This window comes from Flavobacterium sp. CHNK8 (genome assembly GCF_019774515.1).
GTDB lineage: Bacteria > Bacteroidota > Bacteroidia > Flavobacteriales > Flavobacteriaceae > Flavobacterium > Flavobacterium tiangeerense.
In genome coordinates this window covers 3,058,336-3,075,368 of the sequence record NZ_CP081492.1, presented here as the reverse complement: position 1 = coordinate 3,075,368, position 17,033 = coordinate 3,058,336, and the positions used below count along the sequence as shown (strand labels likewise).

The window sequence follows — 17,033 nt, the reverse complement described above, 5'->3', positions numbered from 1 at the left end:
TACAGATTTTTTTATTTTGAGTTGAATTTGAAACTTGTCTAATGTTCGCACTGAAAACTGAACACTGCGACTGAAGACTCTTTATCCACCTTGAGTTGCGGAGATGATAAGAATGGTGTCGGTTTCCTGTATGGGATGCAAATTCCAATCGGATTTTGGAATGACGGTATTGTTTATGGCCACAGCAATTCCGTTTTGTTTTACGGGAATTTCTAAGTCAAGAAGTGCTTGAACCGTTAGGCTCTTGGCGGCAAAATGTTTTGTTTGGTTGTTGATTTTTAGTTCCATTCCTGTTGAGTTTAGTATATAGGTATACTTTAGGAATGGCTACGACGGTACCCAAATATGGTACAATGAAGTCATCTTACTTTTCCCTACGCTAGTATGAACTAGATCAGGTTCAGAGGGTAAAATCTCAGCCTACCGTGGTAGACACCCCTAAAGTGTGAAGCAAATGTAATGAAAATTATGAATTATAAATTATAAATTATGAATTTCGTTTCCAACAATTTTCTACATGGTCATTAATCATGCCTGTGGCCTGCATAAAGGCATACATAACGGTGGAACCTACAAATTTAAAACCCCGTTTTTTTAAATCCTTACTTATTGCATCCGAAAGTGGCGTTGTGGCAGGGACTTCTTTTAAGTTTCTTGGGGAGTTGTTAACGGGTGTGTGATTTACAAAAGCCCAAATGTATTGTGAAAAACTTCCAAATTCTTCTTGGATTGTAATGAAATTTTGAGCGTTGGTCACAGCCGAATAAACTTTTAGTTTGTTGCGAATGATACCTGCATCTTTTAATAATTCTTGAATTTTATCATCATTGTATTGCGCAATTTTTTTATAATCAAAGTGGTCAAAAGCAACTTTGAAATTTTCTCTTTTGTTCAAGATAGTAATCCAACTTAGACCTGCTTGAAAGGTTTCTAGCAGTAAAAATTCAAATAGAGTAGTGTCATCATATACGGGAACACCCCATTCTTCGTCATGGTATTTCATGTATAAATCACTGGAATGACACCAGCCGCAACGTATTTTATCAGTTATAATCATTCTTTTTCGGTGGCTAAATATTTTTTAATAGTGTAGTGACCTAGGTAAATTAAGGGAGTTAAGAGTATGGCTGTGCCTAGCTTAAAGGTATAGCCAGTTAAGGCTGAGGTTAGGAAGGTTTCAAAGTTGATTTTGCCGGGCAACCAAAATGCAATTCCCAATACGATAAAAGAATCAAACAGTTGCGAAATTATGGTGGAACCCGTAGCTCTAAGCCATATTTTTTTATTTCCGGTTCGGTTTTTAAAAAACCAAAAAACAGTAACGTCTATTAATTGTGATATAAGAAAAGCAATGATACTGCCCACAATAATCCACATACTTTGACCGAAAACGGCGGTAAATTGAGCATCGTTCACAGGGCTAATTCCTTTGGCTGCTGGAATACTCATGGCCAGCAGTAAAATAATAAACGAATACGCAATTAATCCAGCTGTGATTAGGGATAATTTTTTCACTCCTTTTTCGCCAAAATAATCGTTAATTAAATCCGTAGTTAAAAAGACAATCGGCCAAGGCAAAATACCGATACTCATTACAAACGGACCTATTTGTATCAGTTTTCCACCAATCAATTCAGCAGTGACGGCATTAGTGATAAATATTCCAGAAAGGATGATAAAGACAACTTCTTTTTTGGTTTTAAACATAGAATAAGCTTTTTCCAAATTTAGTCATTTTATTGAAATTTTAGCTGAAGGTAATTTCAAATAAAAAACCCCATTCCAACAGAATTGAAATGGGGCTTTGTATTAAAAAATGAAATCAAATAGCAATTATTTGAAATCAAATAGTCGCTATCCTAAAGAAGCTCTTTTGAAACCTGTAATTTCAACATTGAAATCTTTAACGTAATCACCAACTTTTTTACTATCATCTTTGATGAAATTTTGATCTAGCAATGCTTTTTCTTGATCTAAAGTAGTGTTGTCAGAGATAAAACGTTGGATTTTACCAGGAATAATTTTGTCCCAAATTTGCTCTGGTTTACCTTCAGCTTTCAATTCAGCTTTAGCATCTTCTTCAGCTTGTTTGATAACTTCTTCAGTTAATTGAGAGAAAGAAATATATTTAGGAACATTTTTTAAAGTTTTTCCTAAACGTTTTGCTTCTTCATTTTCTTTTTCAATGATCGCAATACGAGCAGCTAATTCAGACTCAACAAAAGCAGGATCAAAATCTTTGTAAGATAATGTATCAGCTCCCATTGATGCTACTTGCATAGAGACGTCTTTAGTCAAAACTTCTGCATTTGGTACAGCAGCAGAAATAGCAGTTAATGCAGCAATTTTGTTAACGTGAACATAAGATCCAACAAAAGCACCTTCTAAAATTTCAAAACCACCGATTTCGATTTTTTCACCTATAACACCAGTTTGCTCGATTAATTTTTCAGCAACAGTAATTCCGTTGAAATCTGAAGCCAAGAATTCTTCTTTAGAAGAGAAATTGATCGCTTTTTCAACTAATTCTTTAGCCAAAGTTACGAAAGATTCATTTTTACCTACGAAATCTGTTTCGCAGTTTAAAGTGATGATAGCTCCTTTAGTGTTATCAGCATTGATAAAAGAAACAGCAGCTCCTTCAGAAGACTCACGGTCAGAACGATTAGCAGCAACTTTTTGACCTTTTTCTCTAAGGTTTTGGATTGCTTTATCGAAATCTCCCTCAGCTTCAACTAAAGCTTTTTTACAGTCCATCATTCCGGCACCTGTAGTTTGTCTTAATTTGTTTACGTCTGCAGCAGTAATTGTTGCCATAATATTTTGAATTTTAATGTTAAAAGTAAAAATTCCAATCTTTAAATCCCAAATTCCAATGTTATCAGATAGTTATTTTCTGATTTTGGAATTTGGAATTCAAAATTTGGAATTCAAAATTTGATTTATTCTTCAGTTGCAGTTGCAGCTGGAGCTTCTGCAGTTTCAGTAGCTGGAGCAGCAACTTCAGCAGTAGCTTCAGTTTCTTTTTCAGTACCTCTATCAGAAAGTCCTTCGATAATTGCAGATGTAACTAAAGTTAAAATTTTGTCAATTGATTTAGAAGCATCATCATTTGCAGGAATTACATACTCTACTTCACGTGGATCAGAGTTAGTATCAACCATTGCGAAAACTGGAATGTTTAATTTTTGTGCTTCTTTTATAGCGATGTGTTCTGCTTTGATATCTACTACGAACAATGCAGCCGGTAGTCTAGACATGTCAGCGATTGAACCTAAGTTTTTCTCTAATTTAGCACGAAGACGATCTACTTGCAAACGCTCTTTTTTAGATAAAGTCATGAAAGTACCATCTTTCTTCATTTTATCAATAGTAGCCATTTTTTTAACAGCTTTACGGATAGTTACAAAGTTAGTTAGCATTCCACCAGGCCATCTTTCAGTGATGTAAGGCATGTTTGCAGCTTTTGCTTTTTCAGCAACGATGTCTTTTGCTTGTTTTTTGGTAGCAACAAATAATATTTTTCTACCTGATGCAGCGATTTTTTTCAAAGCTTCATTAGCTTCTTCAATTTTTGCTGCAGTTTTATATAGATTGATAATGTGAATACCATTACGTTCCATATAGATGTAAGGAGCCATGTTTGGGTCCCATTTTCTAGTCATGTGTCCAAAGTGTACACCTGCTTCTAGTAAGTCTTTAACTTCTATTTTGTTTGCCATTTTGTTCTAGTTTACGTTCTGTTGATTAGCAATAAGCTTCTTTGATACGACTTTAGGCTTTTGCCTTTAAGACTTTCGACTTATTTAGATGCTAAACTATTTCCTACCTCGGTAGGAGAGCAACAACAACTGTGTTTTTAAATTTTTATGTTAAATTTATTTTAACATATTTCAGTTTAAGCTGATAATAATACCAGCGTTTGAACTTGATAATCTGAAAAATAACCAGATTGAATATTAACGCTTAGAGAATTGGAATCTCTTACGAGCTTTCTTCTGACCGAATTTCTTACGTTCAACCATTCTTGGATCTCTTGTTAATAAACCTTGTGGTTTAAGGATTCCTCTGTTTTCAGCATCAACTTCGCACATTGCACGTGCTAATGCCATTCTTACAGCCTCTGCTTGTCCTGTTGAACCACCTCCGTAAACATTAACTTTTACGTCAAAGTTGCTTACATTTTCTGTCATAGACATTGGTTGTAATACTTTGTACTGTAAAGTTGCAGTTGGGAAGTAAGTTTCAAATGCTTTTTTGTTTACCGTGATTACTCCTGTTCCTTCTGAAACGTATACACGTGCAACAGCGGTTTTTCTTCTACCGATTTTGTGAATAACTCCCATTACTTAAGATCGTTAAGGTTAACTGTTTTCGGTTTTTGAGCGCCTTGTTTGTGCTCTGAACCTACAACAACATTTAAATTTCTAAAAAGCTCTGCTCCTAATTTGTTTTTAGGCAACATCCCTTTTACAGCTTTTTCAACTAATAATGCAGGGTTTTTAGATTGCAAAACTTTAGCAGTTAAAGTTCTTTGACCTCCTGGGTAACCAGTGTGACGGATGTATGTTTTTTCATCCATTTTGTTACCTGTAAGGTTAATTTTTTCTGAGTTGATAACAATTACGTTATCTCCGCAGTCCACATGTGGTGTGTAACTTGGCTTGTACTTACCTCTTAAAATCATTGCGACTTTTGAAGCAAGACGTCCTAAGTTGTGACCATCTGCATCTACAACAATCCACTCTTTTGTAACTGTGGCTTTGCTTGCTGACTGTGTCTTGTAGCTTAATGCGTCCATAATATTTTTTTAATTAAACATTCCATCCCCAATAAAGGGGTTGCAAAAGTACAATTAATTATTTTAAATACAAATACCTTAAAAGATTATTTTGTTGTGTGCTTAGTACTGATTATCAAATGTATATTAATATTTTTTTTGCGTTTTATAATTCATCTTTTTTAAATTGGTTTTATTCTTCTATTTATTGTTCTGTATTGGTGCATTTTTTTTGTTGTTACAATTACTTTTTTGAACTTAATGCGTTATTTTTGTCAATAGATTGAATTTTTTACAAATTATACTATCTTGTACTTTAACTTTATACTGAATTTTTAATATGAAAGCCAAAGCAACTTTAAAACAAATCGCGAAGGAACTTAACGTTTCTGTTTCTACTGTGTCTAAGGCATTAAACGATAGTCCAGAAATTAGTGAGCTAACGAAGGTTAAAATAAAGGAATATGCGAAGCTTAAAAACTATAAGCCTAACATTATTGGGTTGAACCTTAAAAATAGAAAGACAAAAACTATAGGCGTCATAATACCTAACATTCTTAATTCTTTTTTTGCCAAAGTATTTAGTGGTATTGAGAAAATAGCTGATGAAAAAGGGTATAATGTGATCATGTGTATTTCTAATGAATCTTTGGATAAAGAAGCACATACTCTAGAAATGTTAAGTAACGGTACTATTGATGGTTTTATAGTGTCTGTATCTGAGGAAGCTCAAAAAGCTCAAGATTATCAGCATTTCACTACCATAATTAATGACGGAACTCCTATTGTAATGTTTGATCGAATTGCAGATGGGGTAGATTGTGATAAGGTAATTGTAGATGATTTTGATTCGGCACTTCATGCCACCCAGCAACTTTTGAACTTGGGTTGTAAAAATATTGCCTTACTTTCTTCTATTGATAATTTGAGTGTGGGTAAATTAAGAACTGATGGCTATTTAAAAGCACTATCTAATAATGGTATAGCTGTTAATCCTGATATTATGATTAGAACAGACTCAGAGCTTGATCTTAAAAATAAAATTGATTCTATATTTGAAAATCCAATTGATGGAATTTTTGCATTGGATGAGAATGATTCAGTTGCAGCATTAAGAGTTGCATTAAAAAAAGGATTCAAAGTACCCGAGGATATTTCTATAATTGGTTTTGCAGACGGAATTTTAGCGTCTAGAAGATTATCGCCTAGTTTGACAACAGTTAGTCAACATGGTATAGAAATAGGTGAAGTAGCAGCTAAGTTACTTATTAAGAGGTTGGAATCAGAGGAAGAGCATCTTCCTTATGTGACAAAGGTGATTAAAACCAAATTAAAAGAAAGAGAGTCGACTAAAAAAGTGCAATAGTGTTGTTTTCTATCGAAGTACTTAATAGTTAATATCACTGTTAGTTTTTGTTGAAATAAATAAAAAATTCATCAAATTTTAAACTGAATATTTGAACTTTCTAATTTTTTTATAAATTTACTTTCATATTCTAAAAAAGACCTTTAGTGATTGTGAGATCATATATTATTAAATTAAAAAATAAATTATGTTAGAAATTCTTTTTATGATTCTCGTGGTTTTTTATTTTGTATTCTGGATATACTCCTTGTATACGGTTATAAACTTAACAACAGTTTCTTCGGTAACTAAAATGCTTCTTATTCTTTCGCTAATTGTTTTACAACCATTGGGTGTATTAGTTTTCTGGTCATACAAAATTTTAAGCAATAAAAAAGCTGTCGCAATTTAGAAAGCTCATTATAATTTTTAAGTGTTCCTTAAAAACGAATAGTACATTATAAACCTCAAAAAAAATCTCTAATTGCTTAATTAGAGATTTTTTATTTGCGGTATATTTTATTAATGTGCTTCTAGCCAGTCTTTACCGGTGCCAATTTCTACTTCCAGTGGCACAACAAGTTGGAAGGCATTTTCCATTTCGTGTTTAATCATGGGTTGTATTTTTTCTAGCTCATCATTATGTACATCAAATACGAGTTCATCATGAACTTGCAATAACATTTTGCTTTTCCAATTTTCACTTTTTAACCTTTTATGAATGTTGATCATTGCAATTTTGATAATATCGGCAGCACTTCCTTGAATAGGAGCGTTTACGGCATTTCGTTCTGCACCACCACGCACTATGGCGTTTTGAGAGTTGATATCTTTTAAATACCTACGACGTCCCAAAATGGTTTGGACATAACCATGATCTCTTGCAAAGTCTACTTGATCCTGTATATACGATTTTAATTTTGGATAGGTTTGGTAATACGCTTCAATCAATTCGGCACTTTCTTTACGGGACAGACTAGTTTGATTGCTTAGTCCAAATGCTGATACACCATAAACAATCCCAAAATTTACGGTTTTAGCATGACTTCTTTGTTCGCGAGTTACTTCTTCAAGCGGCACGTTAAACACTTTTGATGCTGTAGATTTATGAATGTCTTCGTTGTTTTGAAACGCTTTTATCATATTTTCTTCTCCACACAAAGCTGCAATGACGCGCAATTCAATTTGTGAATAATCGGCAGATACTAGGGTGTGATTTTCATCTCTTGCAACAAATGCTTTCCTAATTTGGCGACCACGTTCCGTGCGTATTGGGATGTTTTGTAAATTAGGATTATTAGAGCTTAACCTTCCGGTAGCTGCTACGGTTTGCATATAGTCTGTATGGATGCGTTTAGTAACGGCGTCAACTTGGTTTGGTAAGGCATCTACATAGGTGTTTTGCAATTTCACTAACTGTCTCCACTCTAGAATGTCCTTTACTATTTGATTTTCTGGGGCAAGATAGCTGAGTATTTCCTCGCCGGTAGCGTATTGCCCTGTTTTGGTTTTCTTTTGTTTAACTCCACCAATTTTTAATTTGTCAAATAAAATATCTCCTAATTGTTTAGGTGATGCCAAATTGAATTTTTCACCTGCAGTTTCATAAATGCTTGCTTCTAAAATTTTGATATCGTCATCAAGTGTTTTAGAAAGCGACTTAAGGAAATCTACATCAACCCGAATACCTTCTTTTTCCATATCGGCAAGTACTTTTACCAATGGGATTTCTATTTCTTCAAAAAGTTTTTTAGTTTCGGTTTGTTCTAGTTCTTGGGTAAAAATATTTTTAAGTTGCCAAGTGACATCAGCATCTTCAACGGCGTATTCTTTAATTTCTTCGAGAGCTACGTCACGCATTGATTTTTGATTTTTCCCTTTTTTTCCAATAAGAGCCTCGATAGATTGAGGTGAATATTTTAAATAAGTCTCGGATAAGATATCCATATTATGACGCATATCTGGATTAATTAGATAATGTGCAATCATGGTGTCAAATAACTTTCCTTTTACTTCTACCTTATAGTTGGATAGAATTTTCAAGTCGTATTTTAGATTTTGACCAATTTTTTCAATGTTTTCATTTTCAAAAAATGGAATGAATTTATCTATCAAAGCTTGTGCTTCTTCTTGATTTTCTGGAAACGGAACATAAAATCCTTTCCCTTTTTCATAAGAAAAAGAAATCCCCACTAGTTCTGCATGCAGTGCATCAAGACCAGTAGTTTCGGTGTCAAAACATACTGAAGTTTGTTTTTGTAAATTTTGCAACAGTAATTTTAGGCCTAAATCACCTTGAATAATTTGATAGGAATGCTCAGTATTTGTTAGCGTACTGTAAAATTGATTTCTATTCTCATCTGAAGTACCGTCTTGATCATTCGATCCAAAAAGATCAAATTGATCATCATTCTTTGTTGGCTTCTTATAAAGTTTGGCATCTGTTTCGGCTCCGTTATTTTGTGCAAGCGGAGATGGACTTTTAAAAATAGCATCAAATTGCTCAGCCATTCTTCTAAATTCCAGTTCATTGAATAAGGCGTCTGTTTTTTCTACATCGGGCTTAGAGAGCTCATAGTCATTTTCATTAAAAACCACTGGGCAATCCAGTAATATAGTTGCTAATGTTTTAGATAACAATCCTTTTTCTTTATTGGCTTCAATATTCTCTTTCATTTTTCCTTTTAGCTTGTCTGTATTTGCTAAAAGGTTTTCCATGCTGCCAAATTCTTTCAAAAGTTTTTTTGCTGTCACTTCACCTACGCCTGGTAAACCAGGAATGTTATCTGCAGTATCGCCCATCATGCCAAGAAAATCAATAACTTGTTCAGGTCTTTCAATTTCAAACTTAGCCAAGACTTCGGGTACACCCCAAATTTCAATACCGTTTCCCATTCGGGCTGGCTTGTACATAAAAATGTTTTCAGAAACTAGTTGTGCAAAATCCTTATCAGGTGTAACCATAAAGACCTGGTAATTCTCTTTTTCAGCTTGCTTAGCAATTGTTCCTATTAAATCATCGGCTTCATAACCACTCACCTCTATAATAGGTATGTGCATGGCCTTGAGTAATTCTTGAATATAAGGTACGGCAATTTTTATCGCTTCGGGAGTAGCATCTCTGTTGGCTTTGTATTCTGGGAAAAGGTCATTTCTTAAAGCGCTTCCTCCCTTATCAAATGCTACAGCAAGGTGATCTGGTTTTTCACGTTTTATAACATCCATCAATGAATTCATAAAACCCATAATGGCTGATGTGTCCATACCTTTTGAGTTAATACGTGGGTTTTTGATAAAAGCATAGTATCCACGAAATATTAATGCGTAAGCATCAAGTAAAAAAAGACGTTTTTGTTGAGACATAGTAGTTTTTTTGTAAAGTTCAAAAGTACAAAACTTGTATGATTATGAACCTTAGCTTTTCAATTTTTATGCATTTGTATTTCATTACACCTTGGCTAGAATTTTTAGGATAAATAACTTTAAAAATAAAAATGCTATTCACTTATTGTAAGATTTGTTACTTTTAAATGAGATAATAATGTATTTAGTCGGTTAAAAATGCATTTAATCGATATTTTATTTTTATATTTACAATAAGTTTAAAACCAAACAATGTTGTAGTTTTTTAATATCTTAAATACATTTTGATCATGAAAGAAAATTATTTTACAAAAAGAGTGTTTCAAGTTGCTCTATTATTTTTCTTGATACTAGCAGCAAATACTTTTGCACAAGTAGGTGTAGGAACTATTACTCCTCATGCAAGTTCAGTACTTGATGTTTCGTCAACCACTCAAGGAATGCTTACGCCAAGAATGACTACAGCACAGCGCTTAGCCATTGCATCTCCAGCTGATGGCTTGATGGTTTATGATACTGATTTGAAATCATTTTACCATTACAATCAAGGGATCACTTCTTGGAACCAGGTCAGTAGTGCTACAACAGGAAGATCAAAATTTAAACTCATTAAATCGACCGATGTGCTTGCAACAGTTTTAGCTGCTGAAAAAACCGCAGGATCAAATGCCAAATATGTCTTGGACCCAAATACCTATTACGAAATAAATGGAACAGTGACTTTTGATTTACCAATAGATTTAAATGGGGCTTATATTTCAGGTGAGGATTCGGCGGATGATAAAATAGTTAGGACTTCTGGGAACCTTTTTGATGGTGCTACGGGCGGAAGTCTCAGGAACGTTACCATTCAGGTTACTGGCGGTGGTAAAGTTTTTAACCTAAGTGGCACAGCTGCCCAAACGCTAATTTTTAGAGATGCACTCGTTCTTGGTTGTTCTAACGTTGGTTCTATATCTGGTTTTGGCTTGGTTTTCGTTAGTATAGTGCAATATGCGGGTAACACTACAGGTATTGTTTATGATAATATTACTAGAGTTTTAATCAGCAATGCAGGATGGTTTGGAAATAACTTGGGAACATATGAGAAATTTACTGGTACTTTTTCCCTAATTGAAAAACAAGGAGGCTTTTCTGAGGTGAATCTTGCTGCAGTTGGAGTAGATGTGTCAGATCCTTCGCTAACAATTACTGGCGATGCAGTAATGGAAACGGTTGTTTTTACTGGCACCCTTTCTACAGGAAAGTATGTAAATGGTTATACCACTGGCACGTATCCTGGATATAACTTTAACAACAGTTGGAACGTGCGTTGTGCAGGTATCCCAACTGAAACTGATGCTAGTGCAGTAGGTGAATTCTCTGTAGATTATGCTGTAGGCTCAGGCGCAGCTACAACTTTTAATACCTCAAACCCTAGCAATACGCTAAAAGTTCAAGGAGTTTCTACTTCATCTAATTTGTATCGATTTTCTAATGGAGGACAGAATAACAAATTGCAATATCTAGGGAAAAAGAAACGTTTTTTTCAAGTAACAGGTTCTATTTCTTTTCAAGTGACTAATCCTGGTACTTATATAATTTATGTTGCGCTCAATGGTACACCAGTTTCTAAATATAAGATCTACGGACGCGGAACTGTTGCAAGTGATATTGTGGTATTACCATTAAATGCTTTGATTGAAATGAATACTAATGATTATGTTGAAATATATGCACAGCGTTTTACGTCAACATTAACTTCAGATAATATGATTACTCCTAACATGACACTTGTAATAAAGTAATATTATTTCTTATTCAAACTTTTTCTTCAACCCCAAAGTGTTTTTTGGGGTTTTTTATGAATTGAAAGTATCATCAACCGTTAAATTTTATTTAATACAAGTCTTGTTTGCTTTTTTCTTTTGTTATTTTGTCTTAAATATTTTCAAATGATTTTTCGTGTAGTCTTATTGTGTTTGTTTCTTTTGGTTTTAGAAATTTATACTTTTCAAGTTTTTAAAACCATCATTAAGAACAAGTCCATTTTATATAGTATTCAAATTGCTAGTGTTGCTTTTTCAATATACATTGTTTACGCCCTAATGCAATTTGATAGGAGCGTAGGACAAACACAAAAAACAATGTTTACTATGGCGTTGTTGCTTTTGGTTTATCTTCCTAAAATTATTTTTACAATTGTACTTTTAGGAGAAGATCTGTACCGGTTAGGTGTGGGAACTTTGAACTATTTTTCAAATTATGATGAAAGCAAAGATTTTTTTAACTCACGTAGAAAATTTGTGAGTCAAATAGGTTTAGGTCTTGCTGCTGTACCTTTTCTGTCTCTTATATATGGTATTACAGTTGGTAAGTATAATTATAAAGTAATCAAGCAACGTATTTTTTTTCCGGATTTACCAGATGCCTTTGATGGATTTACGATTACGCAAATATCAGATGTTCATAGTGGTAGTTTTGACAATCCAGATAAAATACAACACGCAATTGATTTGATCAATGAGCAAGGTTCTGATTTAATATTGTTTACGGGTGATATTGTAAATACGCATGCCAAAGAGATGCACCCTTGGATAGAAACGTTCAACAAAATCGATAAACACGAGTACGGAAAATTTTCTGTATTAGGGAATCATGATTATGGGGAATATGTAACTTGGAAAACCGAGCAAGAAAAAGAGGAGAACTTTGAGGATATAAAAAAGCTTTACGGACAAATAGGCTTTAACTTATTGCTTAACGAGCATACTTTTATAAAGAAAGGCAATGATCAAATAGCTCTTGTAGGTGTTGAAAATTGGGGTCACAATTTTAAACAAGCTGGAGATTTAGACAAAGCATCTGGATCATTACAAAAACAAGATTTTAAAATACTTATGAGCCATGATCCTTCACACTGGAACAAAGTTGTTCAGCACGATAAAAGACATTTTCAACTTACGCTTTCTGGCCATACTCATGGAATGCAATTTGGTATTGAAATTCCAGGTTATTTCAAATGGAGTTTAGTGCAATACGTATATGAACAATGGGCGGGTTTATACGAAAATGTTGGTAGGTATGTTTATGTAAATAGAGGTTTTGGTTTTCATGCCTATCCTGGAAGAGTAGGAATCATGCCGGAAATAACAGTAATTGAACTAAAAAAAGCCCCTAATGTGGCATAATTCGTTAAAAATGTTACATTTGTATATTATCAATCTCTTTTATTTCATTTAGAAAACTAAATATTAAGGTTTATGTCAAAATTTGGAGAACTTTTACATACTCAAGTGCCCGTATTAATTGATTTTTATACGGATTGGAATGAATCTTCGGTAGCCATGCATCCTGTTATAAGAGATGTAGCAGCTGCTCTTGGCGATAAAGCTAAAGTGATAAAGATAGATGTTGATAAAAACCAAGAATTAGCAAATGCACTGCGAATTAAAGGACTCCCAACATTGATGATTTACAAGCAAGGCCAAATGATCTGGAGGCAATCTGGAGAACTCGATGCAAATACTCTTATTAGTATTGTTCAAGAACAGTATTAATCATTATTTCCTATAAAACTTTCGCTTCATAGTTATTGTCCTGTAAATATTGTAAGGTTGCAGGTAAAACGTATTTTAGTTTTTCAAAAGCTTTTATACTATCGTGAAATACAACAATACTCCCTGGCTGCAGGTTCATAACTACATTATTCAAACATTCTTGCTCTGTAATATTTCTATCAAAATCAGCGCTTAATACATCCCACATAATTATTTTATAGCCCAATTTTAATAAAGCTTTTGATTGAGTCGTTTTCATTTTACCATATGGTGGACGAAAAATTTTAGAATTTGAATTTCCATTATTGTCAATGATTTCCTGACAAAGCTGCGCGTTGTCGATGAAGTTTTGCGTTGATGTCTTCCATCCGTTTAAGTGGTTGTAGGTGTGATTCCCTATAGTATGGCCTTCACTTATGATTTTTTTGAATATATCGGGATATTTACGAATGTTATCACCTATACAAAAAAATGTAGCTTTAAAATGGTGTTTTTTTAACTCCTCAAGTACCCATGTCGTTACTTCGGGGGTGGGACCGTCATCAAAAGAGAGATATACCACTTTTTCTGTACTTGGAATGTCCCAAATCCATTTTGAGAAAAGTGTCTTAATTAGTTTATTAGTTTTTACCCAGTACAATTTCATCTCAAAAAAAGTTAAAAAAAATAGCGACATGATTGCCGCTATTTTAAATGCTGTTTTATTTATTCTCTATCACGTTCAAAACGTTCAAACATTTTTATGTAAGTATTAAATGTAGCTCTGTGCTTGTTGTAGAACTCTAAGTCATTATTCTCTTTCATTACTTTTAGTAAGCTTCTGTATCGCTCTATATCTGTAACAATAGGAATTACTATACTGGACTGGTCACTAGCTTTTAACCCGCCGTAATAATTAAGATTCTCACGGTATTTTTGAGTTAATTTATCTAGTAATTGTTGTGCTTTTACTTTTTCACCTGTTTTATAATATCCATCAGCAAAAGGCTCTACAAGAGAATAGTAATCAAAATATTCCACAGGAAGTTTAGTCATAGCTAGATTTATGACTTTTTTAGCTTTCTCAGTTTTACCTTCCTTGATAAGCTGTTTCATCAATCGAGACAAGTAAGATCTATAATTAATACTGTTGCGTCTGGTTTCTGGATCATGATAAATAGTTGGGCTTTCTCCGTTACCCCATTCCCATTTCATAACAATATCATACATTTTATCTGAATCCAATTGTCCCATGTCAAGAGGGCTTGCATCTTTAGGTAAAGTAGTTTTAACAGGAACTAGTTTGTATACCATTCCTTCTAGTTGTAAGTACTCTTTCATCCAAATATAATCTTCGTTATCAAAGGCACCACCACTAAAATAGATAGGGCGTTTCCAGTTGTTATTTGCAACTATATCTAGCATCATCAATCGGTTTTTATACAAGGCATTCTTGCTAACATCAATGTCAATGTATGGAACTATAGAATCAAAGTATTGCGCTGAAACAACTTTATTTTTGATAATTGTATTTTTATCAACTGGAATTCTGATTTTGTTAGTAGGATAAAAATGAATCGTTTGTCCGTTTTGCATTTCAACCGTTGATTTTGGATTTTTAATAAAATCAATCAAATCTTTAATATCCCAACGAGTATCTATTTTAGGGATAAATGCTACGTAGTCTAATTTGTCACCCACGTATTGATCATGCGTAAATGAAATCGGCAATGCATCTGATTCGTATGTTTTGGTTTTCATTTGATCAATATACCAATCGGTCATGAACAAACTAGTATTTACAATTTTAATGTCAGTTCTTACACCTTCAATTTCTTGGGCATACCATAATGGGAAAGTATCGTTATCCCCAATGGTGAACAAAATAGCATTAGGATCACATGAGGTTAAGTATGCTTTTGCCATGGCTACTGCAGTAGATTTGCCTGAACGGTCATGATCATCCCAGTTTTGAGAAGCCATTAATACGGGAGCGGCAAGTAAACAAGCGCTAATCATTATTGGTCCAGCAATTTTTGGGGCTAAGTATTTTTGAGCGCTCTCATATAATGCATATACGCCAAAACCAATCCAGATAGCAAATACATAAAACGATCCTACAAGAGCATAATCTCGCTCTCGTGGTTCAAATGGTCTCTCGTTGAGGTATATTTTCAATGCAATTCCTGTAAAAAGAAATAAGGCAAGTAGAACGTAAAAGCTCCTTAAATCTTTATTGGCATGATACATTAAACCAATAAGTCCTAGAATAAAAGGTAAAAAGAAATATACATTTCGACCTTTGTTGTTAACCACATCCGAAGGTAGGTTATCTTGGCTTCCTAAATGCAATTCATCTATAAAGGATATCCCGCTCAACCAGTTTCCATCAAGATAATCGTATCTTCCTTGCACATCATTTTGTCTACCAACAAAATTCCACATTAAATACCTCCAGTACATATAGCCAAATTGATACTCAACCATAAAACCTAAATTGTCAACAGTGGTAGGTTTGTCAATAAGTAAATAATCGCCATAACTTTTCAAGAATTTAACGTATCCTTCATTGTCAATTTGTTGTTGCGCATAAGCTTGTCTGAACTCGTTTACAATTTTTTCAGTTTCATTTTTCAGTTGGGCTATGGCTTTGTTGTAATCTTCTTCGCTTAATTGGCTAGGGTCAATACCATATTTGGCAAGATCGTCTTCATAAGGATAATCAGGATTTAATCTAAATGCTGGAGGATTTGAAAAGTTCATATAATTCTCAATATGATCAGCACTCCACATTCTTGGTAAGATGGTTTTGTGATTGTCATCAGAATTTTGGTCTGCGTTTTTGAAATTATTTACAATAACGTATTTACCAGTTTTATAATCACGCTCGTAATTTGGTGCTTTGTCTAAATACGGATTGTCTTTGTCTAGACCAGCAAAATTCTCAGTGTATTGTGGACCATAAAATAAAGGATTTACTCCGTATTGTTCTCTGTTGTAATAGGCAAGAACTTCGCGAGCATCCGATGGTTTGTTTTCATTTATTACTGTATTTGCATTGGCACGAATAGGTAACATCATCCAGGTGGAAAAACCAATTAGGATGAAAAGGATACATAGCAGTAAAGTATTATATGTTACTAGCTGTTTTTTCTTAGTGTATTGCAAACCAAAATAAAACAAAACAGCTATTAACAAGGCTACGAACAATGTCCCAGAGTCAAAAGGTAATCCTAAATTATTTACCATAAAAACTTCGGTTTTACCAAAGAAAGCCATCGTTAGTGGTAGTAACAATTTAAAAATAAATAACAAAATAGAAATCACTACGACATTCGCAATAATGAAACTTTTGATAGTCACCTTTTCATAATTTTTGAAAAAATATAAAAACCCAATTGCAGGAATGGTTAATAATGCCATAAAGTGCACTCCAAAAGAAAGTCCCACTACAAGTGAAATAATGAGCAACCATTTATTACCTCTTGGTTTATCCATGTCTTGTTCCCAGCGCAAACCAAGCCAAAACAATAATGCAATCAACAGTGAGGCCATAGCATACACTTCGGCTTCAACGGCATTGTACCAAAAACTATCTGAGAAAGTGTACGCCAATGCGCCTACAAATGAACTTCCTAAAATAACAATATCATTGTTTGAATTTAATTCAGTCGTAGATGCAAATCGACCAACAATTTTTCTCAAAATCATTGATGAAGACCAGAACATAAATAAAATAGTAAAGGCACTAGAAAAAACAGATACCATATTTACCATCAATGCAATCTTGGTATTATCTAAAGCAAACATGGCAAAAAAGGCTCCAATCATTTGGTACAAAGGAGCGCCCGGCGGATGACCCACTTCTAATTTTGCAGCTGTAGCAATATACTCTCCGCAATCCCAAAAACTCATGGTAGGTTCAACCGTCAAAGTATATGTTATCAATGCTATCCCAAAAGTAATCCAACCAATGATCGTATTCCATTTGTTGAAATTGAATGCTGTTTTATCCATGTATCAAATA

At 33.8% G+C, this 17,033-nt stretch carries 14 protein-coding genes and 1 riboswitch; of the genes, 4 read left to right on the top strand and 10 right to left on the bottom strand.

Annotated features, from left to right (window positions below):
- Nucleotides 1–81: 81 nt before the first annotated feature.
- From thiS to rplM, 7 genes are all read right to left on the bottom strand, one after another.
- A complete protein-coding gene (gene thiS, locus K5V07_RS13365; protein ID WP_144889617.1) occupies nt 82–288 on the bottom strand; it encodes a sulfur carrier protein ThiS in 207 nt (68 codons plus the stop codon).
- 66 nt (nt 289–354) lie between these two features.
- Nucleotides 355–450, bottom strand: a riboswitch (TPP riboswitch).
- Nucleotides 451–487: 37 nt separating this feature from the next.
- Complete coding sequence (locus K5V07_RS13360) at nt 488–1,057, bottom strand: DNA-3-methyladenine glycosylase I (protein ID WP_221917856.1); 570 nt, start codon at nt 1,055–1,057, stop codon at nt 488–490.
- Nucleotides 1,054–1,707 carry a queuosine precursor transporter gene (locus tag K5V07_RS13355; protein WP_182648310.1) on the bottom strand — a complete coding sequence of 218 codons (654 nt, stop codon included), beginning with the start codon at nt 1,705–1,707 and terminating at the stop codon, nt 1,054–1,056. The genes K5V07_RS13360 and K5V07_RS13355 overlap by 4 nt, the downstream gene beginning before the upstream one ends.
- A gap of 147 nt (nt 1,708–1,854) precedes the next feature.
- Entirely contained in the window at nt 1,855–2,817 is a 963-nt protein-coding gene (tsf, locus tag K5V07_RS13350; RefSeq protein ID WP_221917855.1) for a translation elongation factor Ts, read from the bottom strand.
- Between the two features lie 125 nt (nt 2,818–2,942).
- A complete protein-coding gene (rpsB, locus tag K5V07_RS13345; protein WP_221917854.1) occupies nt 2,943–3,722 on the bottom strand; it encodes a 30S ribosomal protein S2 in 780 nt (259 codons plus the stop codon).
- A gap of 237 nt (nt 3,723–3,959) precedes the next feature.
- Nucleotides 3,960–4,346 (bottom strand): 30S ribosomal protein S9, encoded by a 387-nt coding sequence (gene rpsI / locus K5V07_RS13340; protein WP_086453662.1) that lies wholly within the window; start codon nt 4,344–4,346, stop codon nt 3,960–3,962.
- Nucleotides 4,346–4,801: a 50S ribosomal protein L13 gene (gene rplM / locus K5V07_RS13335; protein WP_114754884.1), complete on the bottom strand. Its 456-nt coding sequence runs from the start codon at nt 4,799–4,801 to the stop codon at nt 4,346–4,348. The genes rpsI and rplM overlap by 1 nt, the downstream gene beginning before the upstream one ends.
- Before the next feature lie 319 nt (nt 4,802–5,120).
- Here rplM and K5V07_RS13330 point away from each other — a divergent pair, with 319 nt between their 5' ends.
- Nucleotides 5,121–6,146: a LacI family DNA-binding transcriptional regulator gene (locus K5V07_RS13330; protein WP_182651368.1), complete on the top strand. Its 1,026-nt coding sequence runs from the start codon at nt 5,121–5,123 to the stop codon at nt 6,144–6,146.
- A 501-nt stretch (nt 6,147–6,647) separates the two neighbouring features.
- Here the strand turns inward: K5V07_RS13330 and polA are convergent.
- Nucleotides 6,648–9,488 (bottom strand): DNA polymerase I, encoded by a 2,841-nt coding sequence (polA, locus tag K5V07_RS13325; RefSeq protein WP_221917853.1) that lies wholly within the window; start codon nt 9,486–9,488, stop codon nt 6,648–6,650.
- A 290-nt stretch (nt 9,489–9,778) separates the two neighbouring features.
- Between polA and K5V07_RS13320 the strand changes: the two genes are divergently transcribed.
- From K5V07_RS13320 to K5V07_RS13310, 3 genes are all read left to right on the top strand, one after another.
- Complete coding sequence (locus K5V07_RS13320) at nt 9,779–11,275, top strand: hypothetical protein (RefSeq protein WP_221917852.1); 1,497 nt, start codon at nt 9,779–9,781, stop codon at nt 11,273–11,275.
- Between the two features lie 147 nt (nt 11,276–11,422).
- On the top strand, nt 11,423–12,658 hold the full coding sequence (locus K5V07_RS13315) for a metallophosphoesterase (protein WP_221917851.1): 1,236 nt from the start codon (nt 11,423–11,425) through the stop codon (nt 12,656–12,658).
- Nucleotides 12,659–12,730: 72 nt separating this feature from the next.
- Nucleotides 12,731–13,027 (top strand): co-chaperone YbbN, encoded by a 297-nt coding sequence (locus K5V07_RS13310; RefSeq protein WP_144889597.1) that lies wholly within the window; start codon nt 12,731–12,733, stop codon nt 13,025–13,027.
- Nucleotides 13,028–13,037: 10 nt separating this feature from the next.
- Here the strand turns inward: K5V07_RS13310 and K5V07_RS13305 are convergent, their stop codons facing one another.
- Both K5V07_RS13305 and K5V07_RS13300 read right to left on the bottom strand, forming a co-directional pair.
- Nucleotides 13,038–13,673, bottom strand: a complete 636-nt coding sequence (locus tag K5V07_RS13305) for a polysaccharide deacetylase family protein (RefSeq protein WP_221918187.1) — start codon at nt 13,671–13,673, stop codon at nt 13,038–13,040.
- A gap of 59 nt (nt 13,674–13,732) precedes the next feature.
- Nucleotides 13,733–17,023: a DUF2723 domain-containing protein gene (locus K5V07_RS13300; RefSeq protein WP_221917850.1), complete on the bottom strand. Its 3,291-nt coding sequence runs from the start codon at nt 17,021–17,023 to the stop codon at nt 13,733–13,735.
- Nucleotides 17,024–17,033: the final 10 nt, after the last annotated feature.